This is a genomic window from Streptomyces sp. NBC_00012, from assembly GCF_045040875.1.
In the GTDB taxonomy this organism is placed as follows: Bacteria; Actinomycetota; Actinomycetes; order Streptomycetales; family Streptomycetaceae; genus Streptomyces.
Window position 1 is genome coordinate 2,190,735 of sequence record NZ_CP108309.1, and the last position, 15,594, is coordinate 2,206,328.

16 protein-coding genes and 2 pseudogenes are annotated in these 15,594 nt (G+C 67.4%); 9 read left to right on the forward strand and 9 right to left on the reverse strand.

Going from position 1 to position 15,594, the window contains the following annotated elements; genetic code table 11:
• Positions 1 to 73: 73 nt before the first annotated feature.
• From OHA19_RS10110 to OHA19_RS10135, 6 genes are all read right to left on the reverse strand, one after another.
• Positions 74 to 1,021, reverse strand: coding sequence for a hypothetical protein (locus OHA19_RS10110; RefSeq protein ID WP_405717089.1), 948 nt, complete (start codon positions 1,019 to 1,021; stop codon positions 74 to 76).
• A gap of 52 nt (positions 1,022 to 1,073) precedes the next feature.
• The gene (locus OHA19_RS10115) at positions 1,074 to 2,264 is read right to left on the reverse strand and encodes a DUF3696 domain-containing protein (protein WP_405717087.1); all 1,191 of its coding nucleotides are present in this window, start codon (positions 2,262 to 2,264) and stop codon (positions 1,074 to 1,076) included.
• Complete coding sequence (locus OHA19_RS10120) at positions 2,261 to 3,493, reverse strand: DUF262 domain-containing protein (RefSeq protein ID WP_405717084.1); 1,233 nt, start codon at positions 3,491 to 3,493, stop codon at positions 2,261 to 2,263. Before OHA19_RS10120 ends, OHA19_RS10115 begins: the two co-directional genes overlap by 4 nt.
• A gap of 165 nt (positions 3,494 to 3,658) precedes the next feature.
• Entirely contained in the window at positions 3,659 to 4,117 is a 459-nt protein-coding gene (locus tag OHA19_RS10125; protein ID WP_405717082.1) for an ATP-binding protein, read from the reverse strand.
• A gap of 127 nt (positions 4,118 to 4,244) precedes the next feature.
• Positions 4,245 to 4,709 carry a histone-like nucleoid-structuring protein Lsr2 gene (locus tag OHA19_RS10130; protein ID WP_405749956.1) on the reverse strand — a complete coding sequence of 155 codons (465 nt, stop codon included), beginning with the start codon at positions 4,707 to 4,709 and terminating at the stop codon, positions 4,245 to 4,247.
• A complete protein-coding gene (locus tag OHA19_RS10135) occupies positions 4,706 to 5,053 on the reverse strand; it encodes an IS3 family transposase (RefSeq protein WP_405717076.1) in 348 nt (115 codons plus the stop codon). Before OHA19_RS10135 ends, OHA19_RS10130 begins: the two co-directional genes overlap by 4 nt.
• 516 nt (positions 5,054 to 5,569) lie before the next feature.
• Between OHA19_RS10135 and OHA19_RS10140 the strand changes: the two are divergent.
• From OHA19_RS10140 to OHA19_RS10155, 4 genes and pseudogenes are all read left to right on the forward strand, one after another.
• Positions 5,570 to 5,717, forward strand: a pseudogene (locus OHA19_RS10140) (SAM-dependent methyltransferase); the annotation flags it as partial.
• 85 nt (positions 5,718 to 5,802) lie between these two features.
• Positions 5,803 to 6,255: a hypothetical protein gene (locus OHA19_RS10145; RefSeq protein ID WP_405749958.1), complete on the forward strand. Its 453-nt coding sequence runs from the start codon at positions 5,803 to 5,805 to the stop codon at positions 6,253 to 6,255.
• Positions 6,256 to 6,322: 67 nt separating this feature from the next.
• Positions 6,323 to 8,563, forward strand: a complete 2,241-nt coding sequence (locus tag OHA19_RS10150) for a hypothetical protein (protein WP_405717071.1) — start codon at positions 6,323 to 6,325, stop codon at positions 8,561 to 8,563.
• A 303-nt stretch (positions 8,564 to 8,866) separates the two neighbouring features.
• Positions 8,867 to 9,271 (forward strand): hypothetical protein, encoded by a 405-nt coding sequence (locus OHA19_RS10155; protein ID WP_405749959.1) that lies wholly within the window; start codon positions 8,867 to 8,869, stop codon positions 9,269 to 9,271.
• A gap of 257 nt (positions 9,272 to 9,528) precedes the next feature.
• On the opposite strand, the gene OHA19_RS10160 is transcribed toward OHA19_RS10155, so the two are convergent.
• Both OHA19_RS10160 and OHA19_RS10165 read right to left on the reverse strand, forming a co-directional pair.
• A complete protein-coding gene (locus OHA19_RS10160) occupies positions 9,529 to 10,068 on the reverse strand; it encodes an SMI1/KNR4 family protein (protein ID WP_405749961.1) in 540 nt (179 codons plus the stop codon).
• Between the two features lie 24 nt (positions 10,069 to 10,092).
• Positions 10,093 to 10,329 (reverse strand): annotated as a pseudogene (locus tag OHA19_RS10165) (hypothetical protein); the annotation flags it as partial.
• A 9-nt stretch (positions 10,330 to 10,338) separates the two neighbouring features.
• On the opposite strand from OHA19_RS10165, the gene OHA19_RS10170 reads away from it, so the two are divergent.
• The 3 genes from OHA19_RS10170 (at position 10,339) to OHA19_RS10180 (ending at position 12,674) form a co-directional block, all read left to right on the forward strand.
• On the forward strand, positions 10,339 to 10,596 hold the full coding sequence (locus OHA19_RS10170; protein ID WP_405717064.1) for a hypothetical protein: 258 nt from the start codon (positions 10,339 to 10,341) through the stop codon (positions 10,594 to 10,596).
• Positions 10,597 to 10,823: 227 nt separating this feature from the next.
• Complete coding sequence (locus OHA19_RS10175; protein WP_405717061.1) at positions 10,824 to 11,570, forward strand: hypothetical protein; 747 nt, start codon at positions 10,824 to 10,826, stop codon at positions 11,568 to 11,570.
• Between the two features lie 393 nt (positions 11,571 to 11,963).
• Entirely contained in the window at positions 11,964 to 12,674 is a 711-nt protein-coding gene (locus OHA19_RS10180) for a class I SAM-dependent methyltransferase (RefSeq protein WP_405717059.1), read from the forward strand.
• Between the two features lie 105 nt (positions 12,675 to 12,779).
• Here OHA19_RS10180 and OHA19_RS10185 read toward each other — a convergent pair whose 3' ends face one another.
• Positions 12,780 to 13,844 carry a MarR family transcriptional regulator gene (locus OHA19_RS10185; RefSeq protein ID WP_405749962.1) on the reverse strand — a complete coding sequence of 355 codons (1,065 nt, stop codon included), beginning with the start codon at positions 13,842 to 13,844 and terminating at the stop codon, positions 12,780 to 12,782.
• A gap of 637 nt (positions 13,845 to 14,481) precedes the next feature.
• On the opposite strand from OHA19_RS10185, the gene OHA19_RS10190 reads away from it, so the two are divergent.
• Together OHA19_RS10190 and OHA19_RS10195 are read left to right on the forward strand one after the other, a co-directional pair.
• Positions 14,482 to 15,369: a helix-turn-helix domain-containing protein gene (locus tag OHA19_RS10190; RefSeq protein WP_405753234.1), complete on the forward strand. Its 888-nt coding sequence runs from the start codon at positions 14,482 to 14,484 to the stop codon at positions 15,367 to 15,369.
• On the forward strand, positions 15,366 to 15,551 hold the full coding sequence (locus OHA19_RS10195; protein ID WP_405717055.1) for a DUF397 domain-containing protein: 186 nt from the start codon (positions 15,366 to 15,368) through the stop codon (positions 15,549 to 15,551). The genes OHA19_RS10190 and OHA19_RS10195 overlap by 4 nt, the downstream gene beginning before the upstream one ends.
• Positions 15,552 to 15,594: the final 43 nt, after the last annotated feature.

Here is a 15,594-nt window from a genome sequence, read left to right on the forward strand (position 1 = left end):
GAAAGCGGGGCAGGCAGGAGCGCCCGTTCACCGCCCTACGGTAACGGGGGCGGCCTGGCGGCTCAGATGGGCCTCAGATGCCGAGCTTCCGCCCGATGTGGGCAATGTGGACCCGCCGGATCTCCTTCATGAACCGGAAGTGCAGCCGTCCCTCGTCGGGTGTGAAGCGCAGGTGGGTGTCGAAGTACTTGGACACGCCGTCGAGGTCGGTGAAGAGGCAGTGGTCACGCTTGCGAGCCGAGTGCTCCGGCGTCACGATCGAACCCCACTGGGGTCCCTCGGGCTCGGCCGCCTCGTCCCAGAGCAGGACCGCGCGGTCCATCTCCGCGAGCCGCTTGCGGACCGGGTGGACCCAGTACTGCTTCAGCTCCCGCACTTGTGCTTCGACGTGAGGAAGGAAGCGAAGGTGAGGGAAGAGATCGGTGCACCGTTCCCACAGCTCGGCCCCGGTGCGCATGGCACTCAGATCGCCGCGCAGGGCGGCTTCCTTCTCCTCACGGATCCACGGCAGGTGGGAGTCGACATGCTCAGCATGGGCGGCGTGCCGGACCTCCACCTCGGTGAGCACGGAGCCGGTGTCCTCGTCGTCCACGAGCTCTTCCTGGACGAGGGTGATCCGGTCCTCGACCCAACGGGCCTCCAGCGGCAAGGAGATACCGATCCCGCCCAGCAGATGCGCGAAGCCCAGCCCTTTCACGGGCTCACCGCCGTGACGGTACGCGATGTCGGAGAAGGTCTCGCCTTCGGGGAAGACCGTCTCGTAGGGCGACTTGTCCTCAAGACGCTTCAGCAGCACCCGCAGTTCCTCGGTGCCCTGAGCTCCCATCCACTTGCTGATGTGGTGCCCCTGGGCCAGCTGTAACGCCATCAGGGAGCTCTCCTGGGTGACCAGTGCCGTGCCCCGCCGGTCCTCTCTGGCGACGGCGAGGACGGCCTTGACCATCTCGGTCATGGCGCGGTTGACCCGGTCCGGGTCGGCCGTCGTCTCACAGGACTTCTCGTTCAGGAACAGCTGCGGCATGTCTCCCCCTCCGCCACGATGTGTGCGCCTTGCTCGCCCTCCCCGGCAGGTGTCAGCCGATGAGCTGGTCGAGCGTGTTCTCCAGCTCGTCGAAGAACCCGGTGGGCCACTGGTCGAGCTTGCCGTCCGGATTGACCCGCGGACTGACGACCTCCACCCCGGTGCCGTCCCCGCGAAAGTAGTGGAACACCGCCTGTTCGGGGGCGAGGCGTCCCTTTTTCACGGCGAGCCGTACGCCGTTGAGGACGTGGTCACTATGGGTCTCCATGATCACCTGAGCACCCTGCGCGGCGGCCGCGGCGGCGAGCTCCGCCATCCGGGTCTGGCCTTGCGGGTGCAGGTGCGCCTCCGGGTTCTCCAGGAGGACCAGGGAGCTGGGGCGGGCTGTGAGGCAGGCGACCACAATGGGCAGGACGTAGGTGAGACCGAATCCGACGTTGCTGGGACGGCGGCGCCGGGTGGCGCCCTCCTGGCCCTGAAACCCGTACGAGAGGCGTACGGCGTCGGCACCCTCGATGGCGTCCGCCTGGATGTCCACCCCGGGGCACAGATCGCCCATCCAGGCGGCGGCCTGGTCGCGCAGCAGGACGGACGCGGCACGCGGATGACGCAACGGCCCTTCGAGAACCGGGTCCCCCGCGTGGTGCCGCAGGAAGTTGACGGTGTGTTCGCCACGTACGCCGAGGAAGCCGCGGCCGATGACCGCGTGGTGGTCGCGCGGGTAGAACTCGGCGGGCGAGATCCGATCGGCGTGCAGGTACTGGAAGGGGGCGGTGAAAAACGACGGCGTAACGGCCTCGGGTCCGGTGGGCGCGGCGGCCCCCTCCGAGGTCAGCGGAAGATCCGCTTGGAACAGGGGCAGCAGGTTCTGCTCGGCCTCGTACTCGACGAGCCAGCCGTAGTGGTACGGGCCCTCGTCGACACCGAGGCCGATCAGGGGCTCGCCGCCTCCCGGGAAGTCCTCGTGCAGGACGTCGACACCGGTGCCGAGGCCGACGAGTTCGCCGTTGAGCAGGAAGCCCTGATCGGCGACACTCCCCTGGGATCCGCCCCGTCGTGCCTCGGACCGGCGCTCGGAGACCGCGAGATCGCCCGCCTCGAAGGACTGACGCAGCAGGGCGATCGACTGGAGGACGCTGCTCTTGCCGGACGAGTTGAGTCCGGTGAGAAGGGTGAGCGGGCCGAGCTGGAGCTCCGCCTGTTGGAACGCCTTGAAGTTGTGCAGCGTCAGACAGTCGATCACTGTTCGGCCACCCCTCGGAACAGTCGTGCCACTTCCTGGAATCGGGTGCGTACCTTCCCCGGATCCCCAGTGCCCACGGAGATCGACCGGTCGAAGTCCCAGTCGTCCATGAGCTCGAAGAACCTGCTGTGCACCTTCGCCCGAGACGCTACCAGTCTGTCCCGCTCGTGATCGTCGAGTAGCGCGAGATGGACGGAGATCGTCTCGAACAGCGCTTTGTTGACAGCGGGGGAACTCCGCTGCCCCCCACGCCACTTGCGGAAGGCGTGCTCACCGAACAGTTCCCGCGCGCACCCCATGGCCACCCGGAACTCTCGTGTCAGCTGCTCCCGCCGCTCCTCGGCAAGGCCGTTGACCTTGTACATCGCGTTGGTGAGGAACTGGTCGAAGTCCTTCTCGGTGTGTTCGGCCGGATTGGTCAGGCGGAAGGCGAGGAAGCGCAGCACCATCTCCCGGTCGGCCATCCGTTCGTCGGACACGCTCCACCGGGTGGCTTCACCGAATGCCGGGTCCTCGGCCAGGTCGGCGAGAAACGCCCGGACGGGACCCCGCACCAGTGCGTGCCGCAGCTCCTGCGGTTTCAGTGGCATGCCGCCGGTGTTGATCCGGGAGAACACGTTGTACTTGACGGCCTCCGGGGTGCCCTGCTGCATGATGTGGACGGTGAGCTGGGTTTCACGCAACCGGATCTTCAGCCGCCCGGTCAGGTCCTGGTACGTGCTGCCGTTGAATCTCCAGAGGTAGTCCAGGCCCCGGAGGGTCAGCGGGCCGAGGCCCGTGACCTTGGGCTCCATGAACCGGGCGATGGCGGTGAGCCGCTGGACGCCGTCCACCACGGCCCACTTGTCCTCGTCGTCCTGGGCCATGTGGAAGTTGGAGATCGGGATGCGCAGCAGCAGCGACTCGATCAGCCGGCTCTGCGAACGGTCGCTCCAGATCCCGGCCCGGCGCTGGAAGTCCGGCGCGAGGTCGATCATGCCCTCCCGCAGCCGGGACAGCAGCAGATCCACGGTGGTGGTCTCCGTATGGATCTTGATGCTGTCGGGCCGGAACGGGGCGGAGATGCCGTCGGCGTCGCTGTAGTCCTCGCCCTCTTCGTCGGCGGGCAGCTCCAGCTCCACGCCGGTCGGTCGGCCGTCGGATCCGATTTCCAGGGGCGCCCCGAGCGGCAGGAAGAGCGCGTCCGGCTCGTCGACGTCCTCCGCCCCGGCGTACCTCTGGGGCCCCACCGGTCGGTTCCGTCCGGCGCTTTGGCCACCGGCACTGTCCTCCAGGTCCGTCATGACCCCGTTGCCCTCCGCCGCCGCCCGATACCGTTCCCGGCCCAGCCTATAGACGGGCCTTACGGCCTGTCAGCGCGACCGTCCGGGGCCACCGGGCAACGTCCGGCACCGTCAGCGCGGCAGGTCCAGCTCGGCCACGACCGTCTTGCCGACGGGCACGCGGTCGAGGACGTCCCACCGGTCGGCGAGCGCCTCCACCAGGAGCATGCCCCGGCCGGCCTCCGCGAGCGGCGGCGTCGGGGGGCGTGGCTCGCCCGGGGCGGGGGGCCAAAGTTCGCCCCGGGTGTCGCAGACCGCGATACGCAGGGTCCGGCCGAGCATCTCGGCGGTGACCTCGAAGTCCCGTCCGGGGACGCGGCCGTGCGTGACGGCGTTGGCGGCGAGCTCTGCGACCAGCACGGCGGCGGTGTCGGACGCCTCGCTGCCGTGCGGCACGCCCCAGGTATCGAGCTGGTGCAGTACGAGCCGGCGGGCGAGGCGTGCGCCGCGCGGGGTGGAGCTGAAGCGCTGGACGAACGCGCCTACGGTGGGCAGCGCTTGACCGGTCGCGGGGGTGGGCGATGGTGTCATGTGCCCAATCTGGCGGTATATCCGGACCGTTCACCAGCAGGAACCCGCGTACGCCCTGTCAGCGTACGCACACCCACTATGGACCGAAGGAAAGGCGCCGCCGGCAGAAACCCGGGGAGTTCGCCCACTAGCTGCGGGCGCTCTCCCATGCCTCGCGGATCGCGGCTGGAATGCGTCCGCTGCTGGATACCTGGTGACCGTTGGCACGAGCCCATTCCCGGATGGTTTCGCTGTCGACGGGTGGCCGGGTCGGGGCCTGAGGTGCGGCCCAGAGCGTGGGGCCGAGGGGAAGAAGTCCGTCGTCGGCTCGAGGATGTCCTTGGGGAACTGGGGCACGGTCGTCTCCCCGCTCAGAACGGAGACGAGGAACTCTCATCGGGCCGGTGAGGTCGACCCATTCGGTGACCCCGTCGGGTTGATAGATGCACACGTAGTCGGCGAAGGCCCCGGGGCCGTAGGCGGATGCGAGCTGCTTGTAGTCCTCGGGCAGTCGCACGCCGAGAACGTCCTCGACCTGGCGCCAGTCGATGGGGCGGCGACGCGGCTCTTGTGGTGGCGGGCAAAGCCGGGTCAGGGCGGCGAAGGCGGTCATTGGATTCCTCTGGCGCGTCGTACTTGCTGGTCTGCGTGGTCAGGATTTTCGAACTGCTTGTCAAGGTGGAAGCCACTTGATCCATTACCCTCCATCTGTATCCACTTCGGCACGGAATCCTTCCTGTGAACCGCCCCGGGTTCCGGTGCCCGCTCGACGGAGCCGTCCGGGATCGTGCTGATCACCTTCTTGCCCCGGACGGCGCCGGTGATGCCGAGATCGCGCATCAGGCGCTCGACGGTGCACCGGGCCACCCCGTGGCCCTGGCGGTGCAGTTCGCGCCAGGCTTTCCTGGCCCCGCAGACATGGACGTTGGTCTCGTGGACCTCGGTGATCAGCTCCATGAGGGCGGCGTCCCGCACGCGCCGGGCCGAGGGTGTGGCCTGGCGCTTCTTCGCCGCGTAATACGTGGAGGGGGCGATCTTGCAGTCGTACTCGGTGAGCGTCCTGCAGATCGGCTCAACGCCGCCGAAGCGGCCCTTGAACTCGTCGACGAACGTTACGAGTGCGTGTGTGGCCGGTCGAGCTCGGCCGCGAAGAAAGACGCCGCCGCCTTCAGGATGTCGTCGCCTGGTTCAGTCCGCCACCCGAGGTTTCGCCCGGCACTGCACCACCGGAGCCGCCCGAAGAACCGGGCCGGCCCGAGAGGGGGCCCAACCAGACCCCACCAGCCCCACACGGCCAGCTGGCCCAAAGCAATACGCGCCGTCCGGGCCTGGCTCGACCCCTGGACCAGCCTCCAACGATGCTGGCGAGCCTGGACAAATGCACCCCCACCAGCCGCCGCGGCGTGACCCGGTCGCCGGGCCCCGCCAGCACCAGCCTCTGGAACCGGCCCAAGCCAGCCGACGGCTGGCTGACTCTACGGATACGCCCGTGTGCTGCTGACCGTCACGGGCGACGGCACCACCGAGGGCCAACTGCTGGGCGGCACGGTCTCCTTCATGTCCGCGCAGAACCACCGCAGCCGTCTTCGGCAACCCCGCCCACTGGGCCGCCGGCCGCCCGGTCCATACCGTCAGGCCGGAAGGGGCTCCTTGATACGTTGGCGTGCGCACGGACTTTCTGATCGCACGGGGGAGCTGGCTGTCGCATGGCATGGGACGAGTGGGACCAGTTAAAGGCCGAGGTTGCGGCGGAACGTAGCGCGGCGCAAATGCAACTGAACCAGGCGGCTGCCTCAGGCGGCGGGGGCAGCCAGAAGGATCTGGTTGTCCACAACGACCAGCTGGGAAAGCTCGGCAACCTGGCCTACGCGCTGCGGGAGGGTCTGCGCGTTGACGCGGATCATGCGCGTCAGAACACCTTCGACGCCTCCATCGAGCTCTTCAACGACGGTCTGGACATGGGCTCCGCCCTCACCGAGCTCCACGACGCGTGGAGCACCAAGGTCGGGACGCTCAAGGAAGCCTGCGCCCACATCTCCAACCATCTCGACTACTCGCGAGCACAGCACGCCGAGGACGAAGTGCAGATCGCGACCACGATGCGGGATGCAGAGGGAACGCCCATGACTGAGTCGCGCATACAGGATTACTGGAAGTAGACGGGGAAGCAGCATGCTGAAGGTCTCAGAACTGCTCAACCTGCGCCTGGGGAAGCTGCATTCGGCGGTGGCCGACTGGGGGCAGATGGTCTCCAAGCTCCAGTCCCTGGCCACCGGCGAAGGCTCCGCGGGCACCGGTGGCGTGAACGCCTCGGAGCTCAGGATGCAGGCGGAGACCGCCGAATGGGAAGGGCAGAACGCCAGTGTCACACGGCAGTTCGTCACCAAGACCGCGGCGGAGTTCACCGATGTGGTGACCGAGGCGCGCAGCGTACACAAGATTCTGCAGGACTCCCATGACGATCTCAAGAAGCACAAGGAAGACCTTCAGACCACCATCGATCGGTGGGCAAGGCGCAATGTGCACATCAACGAGGACGGGGGGGCGGTCAGCTCCGTGCCATCCGGAGCGGCGGCCGGCACGGCAAAGATCCAGCCGGCGACCCAGGACGAGGTCGACACGGCTGCCGCCGAGGTGGGCCGGATCCTCTCGGCGGCGGACGAGATCGACAGGATCGCCGCACGTGCCCTGCGTAAGCACGCGGCGGGGAAGTACAACTTCAGCGAGGCAGGCTACAAGGGCCTGGAGGACGCGGACCGTAAGCAGGGCATCGAGGACGCGGATGCGATGCTGAAGCTCGCGGCCAAGGCCGACGGGATGACCGACGCGCAGCTGAAACACTTCAACGAGGTCGCCAAGTACCAACGGGACAATCCGGCTTTCGCCGAACGCTTCGCGACGAAGTTGGGGCCGGAGGGCACGCTCCAGTTCTGGCGCAGCCTTGCCGATCCCGGCCACGGTGACGCCCCGACCGGCGACCGCGCGAAGATCCTGTCCACGGTGCAGGACAATCTCGGCCTGACGCTGGCCACCGCTTCACGTGTCGACTCGCCTGCCATGCAGGAGTGGAAGGACGGGATCATCGCCGCGGGCGATGACCGGATCAAGCATCCGGGGATCATGAGTGCCCCGTACGGATACCAGGTCATGAGCAGTCTGATGACCAAGGGGAAGTGGGACGGGGCCTTCCTCAACGACTACGGCGACAGTCTGATCGCGTTCGAACGCAGCAACAAGCAGGCCGGCCCGGACTGGCTCTGGGGCAACCCGGGCCACACGGCTCAGCTCGACTACCCCCCGAACACCAACAAGCCGGACAACGACCCGGTCGCCGGGTTCATGGAGGCGCTTGGGCACAACCCCGAGGCTTCCCTGGACTTCTTCAACGGCTCGTCCGGCGAGGGCGAGAAGGACGACCTGGACACCGTCAGCAACTGGGACTATCTGGTCGACAAGGACAGCAAGGACGCCCGCACCTGGCCGCTCGACGACGACGGCAAGACGACCGGCTACACGAACCTTGGGCACGCCCTGGAGTCGGCAACACTCGGGTACGCGTACGATGCCTCGCCGCCCTCGATTCCAGAGCTGGGCTCCGAGGCGCAGAACGCGGCGCGCGACGAGCGAACCGAGCTCATGGAGAAGGTCGTCGACCATTACAAGACCGCCGACGCGATCGAGAAGCAGGACGGAATCCGCGACAGCCTGACCAACATGGCGGCAGGCCATATCGACAGCCTGAACTACTCCATGGACAACATGGGCGGTAGTGGCGATCTCGTGGATCGAGACGGCTTGTTCGGGAAGGACACCCATCGTCTCCGTGATTTCGGCGAGACGGGCAGCATGCAGTTCATGCGGGCCCTGGGAGCCGACGAGGATTCGCACGCGACCCTCTCCGTGGCCCAACAGGTCTATGGGTCGAGCCTCATGACGGCTCAAGGCGACAACAGTGACTCCGCCGTCGCAGCCGGCCTGCACAGCGTCAAGATGCACGGCATGCTGGACGAATCCCGTATCGAGGCCATAGGCAAAGAATTCGCGGACGACAAGACCGAACGTAACCTGAAGCTGGAACAACAGGGCGCATGGCGCGACTTCGCTGCCGAGGCCACGATCGGCGTTGCGGTGGGTGTCACGACGGCGGCGATAGTTCCCGCTGGACCAGTAGCCGTGGTTGCTGTTCCTCTGGCCATCGAGACCATTGGCGGCGCTGCCAACACACAGTTCGGCAACGAAACCATGCAGTGGCTCAAGGACCATGAGTTCGAGAACCACGACGATGCAGCCCAGGGAATCGACAAGGCCAAGGCTGAAGGGCGGCAGAACGCGATGGGGCCCCTCCTCAACTACGTGGAGGCACACAACATGGAGAGCGGCGAGGTCCGCAAACTGATGGGGACGGCCGAGGACTCGTACAACAGGGGCGGACGACTCAGCGACACCGACGACGCCCGGGGGTGGTGACGTATGCGCACACTTACACCTGTCCACATCCTCCTGATGTGTTCCTTGGCTCTCGGAGTGAGCGCCTGCTCGGAAACGACGAATGAAACAGACGCGGATGTGGCAGCCGCACAGCGCAAGGCATGCCAGGAACTGTTCGGCACGTCCGGGCTGAAACAGATAGACCGTGGGGTCGAAGGATCCGAAGAGTTGCGTTTCAGGAGCCCGGCCTCTCTGGCTGATGCCCGATCTCGCCACCATGATCAAGTCCGGAAGTGGACTCCCGCGAGTAAGCCAACCCGGTACGTCGAGTCGAACATGTGCATGATCCGGACCGACATTTCCACGGGGATGCAAATCGGCCTCACGTACAAACCTTCCCCCTTCCCTTTCGATACTGCGTTCGACAAAGGGACCAAGAACGGAATCCTTTCGGAGCCTCGTCTGACGCAGGTCAATTCGGACGTGAAGCTCGTTTACGGGGCCGATGAATACAGGGAAGCCAGATACCAGGTCTACGTGCAGTGCAAGGTACCGGATACCCCGGCAGGACAGGAGCGCGAAGTCCCTCTGACGGGCGAGCTGACCGACACGCTCACCGACGGTGTGACCGTTCGAGACCACCTCACGCTCCTCCTCCATTCGGCCCGCGTCATGGCCAACACACTCGATTGCCAGAACGAGCCCGTCGTGCCCAGCACGCTGCCCGCCTCAGTAAAGGTCTCCTGAGCGGGACCAGTTACGACCTGGGAGGACCCCCCCCCCCCCCCCCCCCGAATCACGATCCTCCACGGCAGCCAGGTCCGGCGAATTCGCCCGCCGGTTGGCACAGCGACTGGTCGTCCACACCCGCGGGCCAGGGAAGCCGTCCAGACAGGGCTATTCAGTCCCCACGGACTGCCCAGCCGAGCCGTGCTCGCCGTGTGCGTGCGACGCTTCCGCCAGAGCGAGTCAGGGTCGTTTGTTCAACAGGCCCACCTGCGCAGCTAACCCAGGATCTCGTCGTTGGAATCGAACTGGTGCTGGTCAGCGGGGAGTTCTGGAAAGTACTCGGTCTCCGCCTGCCCGGTGAGGACAGCCAGGAGGAAGGATGCGCACTGAGCGTCGTGATGTTCCCACAAGGGACCACGGCCCTCATTGAACATGACTGTCCATTCATCGGGCTCCTGCCCCGGCTTCACCAGCCAGTACAGCATCGCTCCGGTGCCCTCGATGTAAGCCCAAGGCAGGACCTTGGTGCCGGACTCTTCGAGCTGGGCCGGCCTGGGCTCGACCTCCCACAGCTTCTCGAGGATCTCGGCCCTTTCGGCGGCTTGGGCTAGGAGGTCGTAATTGTCGTCTGGACAGGCAGGGTCCAGGAGCCAGATCGTCTCGTCGAAGACGCCTCCTCCATACGTCTCGACGAGCTGCCGGTAGTCGGTTGGCAGCGTGGTGCCGAGTTCCCGTTCGGCAGCCGGCCAGTCCCGGGAGCGGCGCGGACCGGAGGGCGCGACGATTTCAGTGAGGCTTTCCACGGCGGGGTGCATGGTGTGATCTCTTCCTGCGCCGGGTCAGATGCGTTTGGGGACGTTCAGGTTAGTGACGATGTTGCTGTTGCTGCCGCCTTCGTAGGGCGTGAAGCTGAAACCCTTGTCGCCCTGGGCTTCTATCGTCAGGCCGATCGGCACGACGTCGGTAGGGTCGTTGGTCCGGTAGACGGGCGTGACGGTGTACTCGATGGTTTCCCCTCTCTTGTCGACGGCTTCCCTGACCTGTTCTTCGATTCTCCGCAGGACCGGAGAGTTGGCTCATGCTCCGTGGCTGTCTGGCCGAAGCGCGGGGCCATCTCGACGGTGATCCGGCCATCGGGCATCCCGGCCCTCGAGCAGCTGCTCGCCGACTGCGTCCTGGTACTCGCCCCCGACGACTCCGTCACCGAAGCCATACGCGCCTACCTCGCCCTGCTGCGCTCGTCGGGCGACGCGGAGCCCGGTGAGGAACCGCAGGCGTTCAACGCCTTGCTGGACGCTCACGAGAAGGCCGCGCGGTCCCGTCGCGCGACGGGCGCGAACTGACCTCGGTCGCAGCCACTCGCCCTCACTTCGCGGGCTTCGGCGGCTCGCTGCACGAACACCCTCGCGGGCGGCGGTCATTACGTTCACGGCGGCGGGAAAGCCCTCCTGGGGGAGCGCATCGGGTCGCAATCCGGCGTTGGGCCGGGCGAGTTCATCCGAACCAAGGACCGACCTGCTGGTCGGCTGGGAGACTCGGTCGGGACGTAACGACCTGAGGAGATCAAGGCGTGGCAACAGATTTCTTCGACGAAACCGCTCCATCGGGGTCCGGTCGCGGACAGCAAGTCCTCGATCTCCTGGACAAGGCGATCAACATCCAGAGCCCACTGGTGCGCAAGAACATCGCCCGGGCCCGCCAGCGGAACCCGGAGGCAACGCCGGCCCAGGTGATCCGCAATCTGGAGCGGATGTACGTCAGTGCCGTGACCGGAACGGGTGCCGCAGTTGGCAGTGCTGCGGCCGCTCCCGGCGTCGGCACGGGAGTCGCCCTGGCGCTGTCGGCAGGCGAGGCTCTCTCATCTCTTGAGCTGAGCGCCCTCTTCGCGCTCTCGATCGCCGAAATACACGAAGTACCTATCGACGAGATCGAGCGCCGCCGAACGATCGCCATGGGAATCCTGCTCGGTGGTTCCGGCTCCACCACCATCGGCAAGGTCGCCGAGCGCACGGGGCAGCACTGGGGACGTCAGGTTGTCGCCAAGGTGCCGGTCGAGACGTTGCGTCAGATCAACAGAATCTTGGGGAGGAACTTCGTCACGAAGTACGGGACCAAGCAAGGAATCATCGTTCTCGGTCGAGTGGCACCGTTCGGTATCGGCGCTGTGATCGGTGGTGGCGCCAACGCTGCCGTCTCCACGCTTGCTGTGAGAGCCGCCCGTCGTGCATTCGGCCCACCCCCGACGTCGTGGACATCGCTGACGCACAGCACACCGAAAACGTCCGAGAAATCGCCTGACCGACCTTTGGTGCGCTGAAGGGCGGACAGCCCGGTCGGCTGCGGGTGTCTCGTGGCGGACCTGCTGGTTTCCGCGTGCGCGGTGACGACCGATGCCGACTCGCAAGCGGGGATCGGCCGGTGGCGGAGAGCAACGCCGCCGGTTGCCCGGACCTGGCTCGGCACCCGCCCCGTCGGGGCGCTGCGGCTGCGTGTGGCGTCCTCGCTGTGCACGGCTCTCCAGGACGTGATCGCGGTGTGCGTGAGCGGGTCGGAGGTCCTGACCGGCCAGGGCCGTACAGTCACCCAACTGCCCGTGCTGGACGAGCGATCGCGATCCTCTGCCCGCCCGCCTTCGACTTGAGCCCACGCGGAAAGGTGCAATCCTGCGAGGCCACCACACCGATCATGAGGCGCGGGACAGTATGTGCCCGTGAATCCAACCTCACCGACCTCAACGGCCGCGCCTGACCTCTGGCACGACTACGGGGCACCCGCCTCCCAGGCCCGCCCCGCGCTCCCCCGCCTGCACTGGGACTGGTACCAGAGCACAGGCCCCGGCGAAGAGCTGCTCGGCGACATCTTCGGCCGCGACGTCGCCGAGCTCGGCGCAGGATCCTCCCGACAGGCCGCGTACGTGGCCCAGGTCATGGAACCGGCCCGAGTCATCGCGCTGGACAGCTCCGCGACGCAGCACGCCCGCAGCGTGGCCCTGTACGGCGACGTCCCCCGCTTGGACCTGGTCCAAGCGGACGCGTCCACGTACCTGACCGAACACCCGGACACGCTCGATGTGGCCTACTCCCTGTTCGGCGCGGTGGACTTCTGTGACCCGGAGACGCTGCTCCCCGCGGTCGTCGTGGCGCTTCGGCCGGGCGGGCGCCTGATCTTCTCCACCCTCGGCCACTACAACAACGGTGAACCGCCCGCGACGGAGTGCCGGCCGGCCAACATCCCGATGCGCCTGCCGGACGGCAGTTCGGGGACTCTGCAACGGTGGGTCCTGGATACGCCCGTCTGGGAGAAGCTGCTGGACGGGCATGGCTTCGAATTGCTGGGCTGCGACGTGATTCGCGACCCGGGTCCCGAGGGGGCCGCATCGATGACGACTGCTGTCTTCCGGGCAAGGAACCGTCGGCCATAGGACGGTCAGGTCCAAGCGCAGAACTGGTCCCCCTCAATAATTGGGCGACCCCCATGCGTACAAACAGCGGAACGTCGTAACCCGACTCCCCTTCGGCCTCCGCGCTCAGGAGGTTCGCAGCAGGTCCCGGAGGCCGCCGACCAGCGCTTGGACGTCGCTTTCGACGGGCGGCTCGACCGGGGCGGCCGGTGTCGCGCCCGCTGCCCGGGTACGGCAAGGGCGGCAGAGGCCGTCCGGGAGTGCCTCGGCCGGGCCGGGACGGCCGCATTCAGTGCACTCGACCAGGAGACTGCGCACGGGAGTGCCGGGCAGGCCCGATGCCCGTGCCGGTGCCGGTGCCACGGGCAGTTGGGGCGGCATCTTGTCGGTGAGGCGACGGCGCACCAGGCCGATGGGTGATCCGATCCGCTCGGGAAGCCCGGCGGTGAGCGCCGACGTCAGGTAGTCGGCGCTGACACCTCGTGCGAACCAGGCGGCGGCAAGTGGCTCCAGGGCGGCGCAGTCGGCGGCGGAGAGCGCCAAGCGGGTTTCGCGGCGCCCGAGTTCGGCCAGGGCGAGGTACGCGGGGGAAGGAGCCGCGGCAGCCGAAGGGGCGGCTGCGACCGGCTCGCATTCCGGCGCCGGGGGTAGCGGCGGGTTCGGGCCAGGGGGCGTCGTGGTGCCTGCTTCCAGCGGCCGGTCCGGGGGCGACTCCGCGGTGCGCTGCCGGGGTACGACCGGTTCGGGCCCCGGCTCGGCGGAGGGTGCGGATGCCTGCTCCGGCGCGGCAGCTCCATCTGCGAGCCTGGCTGCCCACCACTCGTTGTCGTGGGCAGCGCGTGACCAGTAGGTGAGCGTCACCCACCGGTGCTGACCGCCGCTCTCGACGCGGCAGCGTACACGGCGCAGGTGCCCGGCCACGGCGAGGGCGCGCAGGGCGGTACCGATGGCCATCTGGCCGTACAGGGGCAGGTCTTTGGCCAGCGACTTGATATCCATGGCGGCGCCGTCGGGCAGGTGGTCGACATATCCGGCGACATACCGCTCACGCTCCGGCAGGAAGGCGAAGTCGTCGCCGCCGGGCCGGCCTTGGCCGGGGACGGACTGCTTGCCGTAGCCGGTGTGGGCCTTGTGGTACGGGCGTGAGGCTGCGGGGGTGGGCAACGCGGAGTTAGGGTGCTGGATAGCCACGAGATCGTCTTTCTATGGGTGCGATCTTGAGGTGAGACCCCGGCCGGTGCTGCTAACACCGCGTCGGGGTCGTTTCGTTGGGCGCACCGTAAGCAGCTGCAACCCTCCGCTGCAACTCACTCACATTTAGTCATACTTGCTGGCCGCGACGGGTGGGGAGGCAGAGGAGGTTTCCCCAAAACCCCCTACCTACCTCCCGGATGAACAACACCGCTCGGACCCCGGACCCCGGATCCCGACCCTCGGCCCCCGGAGCTCAAGCGTCGGGCAGCGCACCTCTCCCGGACCCCCGAACGAGTGACAGGACGGCGCACGGTGCTCGAACCTCAAGACTCGGGACCCGAGTTCCGGGGCCGGCGTCCGGGCCTCCGCCAAGCCCGGCATCACCGTCGAGGTGAGCCACCGCGCGCTTCCACCTGAACTGAAGTACACCTGCCGCCTCTTCGACGGGCGGGGAGGGGGCAAGCGGTCGGGCGCCCCGCGCATGGGGCGAACACTGCGATGCACCACCCTCGCCGCACGTACGCTGCGTCAGCGTACGCGCACAATGAGTGGACAGTACGCATCACTCCGCGTGACGATGGAGCCGAGTCAGAAACGGTACGGCGGGGCGGGTGCGCGCGAAAGGTGGCCGACGGTGGCCTACGAGAACACGGATGGCTGCATTGCTGGAGCGGCTACGGGAGGAACGGGCGCGGGAGCCGGCGCCGAACCAGGGATGTCGGACAGTCTGCGTACGTTCGGCGCGTTCGTCCAGGCTTTACGGGAGCACGCGGGCTTCAGCCGCGAGGAGTTCGGCGACCTGGTGCGCTTCTCCAAGCACACGGTCGCCTCGATCGAGCAGGGCCGCCGGATGCCGGACCGCGACTTCGTGGAACGCGCGGAGGCGGCGCTCGGGAACACGGGCGCGCTGCGGAAGGCGGCGCCACATTTGACGCGGCAGGCGGGGCTGGCGAGTTGGTTCCGCCAGTGGGCGCGAGTGGAGACGACGGCGATCAGCCTGTACACGTACGAATGCCGGGTGGTGCCGGGCCTGTTGCAGACGGAGGCGTACGCGCGAGCGGTGTCGCTGGACGTGCCGCCGTTGCCCGACCCGGAGGAGCTGGAGCAGCGGATCGCAGCGCGGCTCGCCCGGCAGGAACTCCTGGCTGTGGCTCGGAAGCCGCCGACGGCGTTCAGCTTCATCGTGGAGCAGGCGGTGCTGGAGCGGTGGACGGGCGGGGAGGCGGTGACACGGGAACAGTTCGACCGATTGCTGGAGTTGATCGAGCGGAACTGGAACGTGGAGTTTCAGGTGATGCCGCTGCGGCAGCCGTCGCACGCGGGGATGGACGGACCGATGCGTCTGGCCGAGACTCCGGACAATCAGTGGTTCGCCTACTCCGAAGGGCAGCAGAACGGGCGGCTGATCGCCAACGCGAAAGAGATCAGCCTGCTTCAGCAGCGATATGCGAAACTGCGCTCACAGGCCCTGCCCCCCGAGGACTCTCTGGGCCTGTTGAAGCGATTGCGAGGAGCGCTATGAGCACGTCCGAACTGGCCTGGTTCAAGAGCAGTTACAGCGGCTCGCAGGGTGACGATTGCATCGAGGTGGCGAAGGGGACGGAGGCGATCCACGTCCGCGACTCCAAGGACCAGCTGAGCCCCGAACTCACCCTCTCCCCCACCGCGTGGGACGACTTCGTCACCTACGCCGCCCAGGGCTGACCCTCACGCCCCGCGCCGGACCCGTCCGGCGCGGGGCGCTGCC

What these genes read in the sequence shown, in the direction of transcription:
- OHA19_RS10110 (WP_405717089.1), bottom strand. Translation starts at nt 1,021, where the DNA reads ATGCCGCAGCTGTTCCTGAACGAGAAGTCCTGTGAGACGACGGCCGAC.
- OHA19_RS10125 (WP_405717082.1), bottom strand. Translation starts at nt 4,117, where the DNA reads ATGACACCATCGCCCACCCCCGCGACCGGTCAAGCGCTGCCCACCGTA.
- OHA19_RS10130 (WP_405749956.1), bottom strand. Translation starts at nt 4,709, where the DNA reads ATGACCGCCTTCGCCGCCCTGACCCGGCTTTGCCCGCCACCACAAGAG.
- OHA19_RS10135 (WP_405717076.1), bottom strand. Translation starts at nt 5,053, where the DNA reads ATGGAGCTGATCACCGAGGTCCACGAGACCAACGTCCATGTCTGCGGG.
- OHA19_RS10145 (WP_405749958.1), top strand. Translation starts at nt 5,803, where the DNA reads ATGGCATGGGACGAGTGGGACCAGTTAAAGGCCGAGGTTGCGGCGGAA.
- OHA19_RS10155 (WP_405749959.1), top strand. Translation starts at nt 8,867, where the DNA reads ATGATCCGGACCGACATTTCCACGGGGATGCAAATCGGCCTCACGTAC.
- OHA19_RS10160 (WP_405749961.1), bottom strand. Translation starts at nt 10,068, where the DNA reads ATGCACCCCGCCGTGGAAAGCCTCACTGAAATCGTCGCGCCCTCCGGT.
- OHA19_RS10195 (WP_405717055.1), top strand. Translation starts at nt 15,366, where the DNA reads ATGAGCACGTCCGAACTGGCCTGGTTCAAGAGCAGTTACAGCGGCTCG.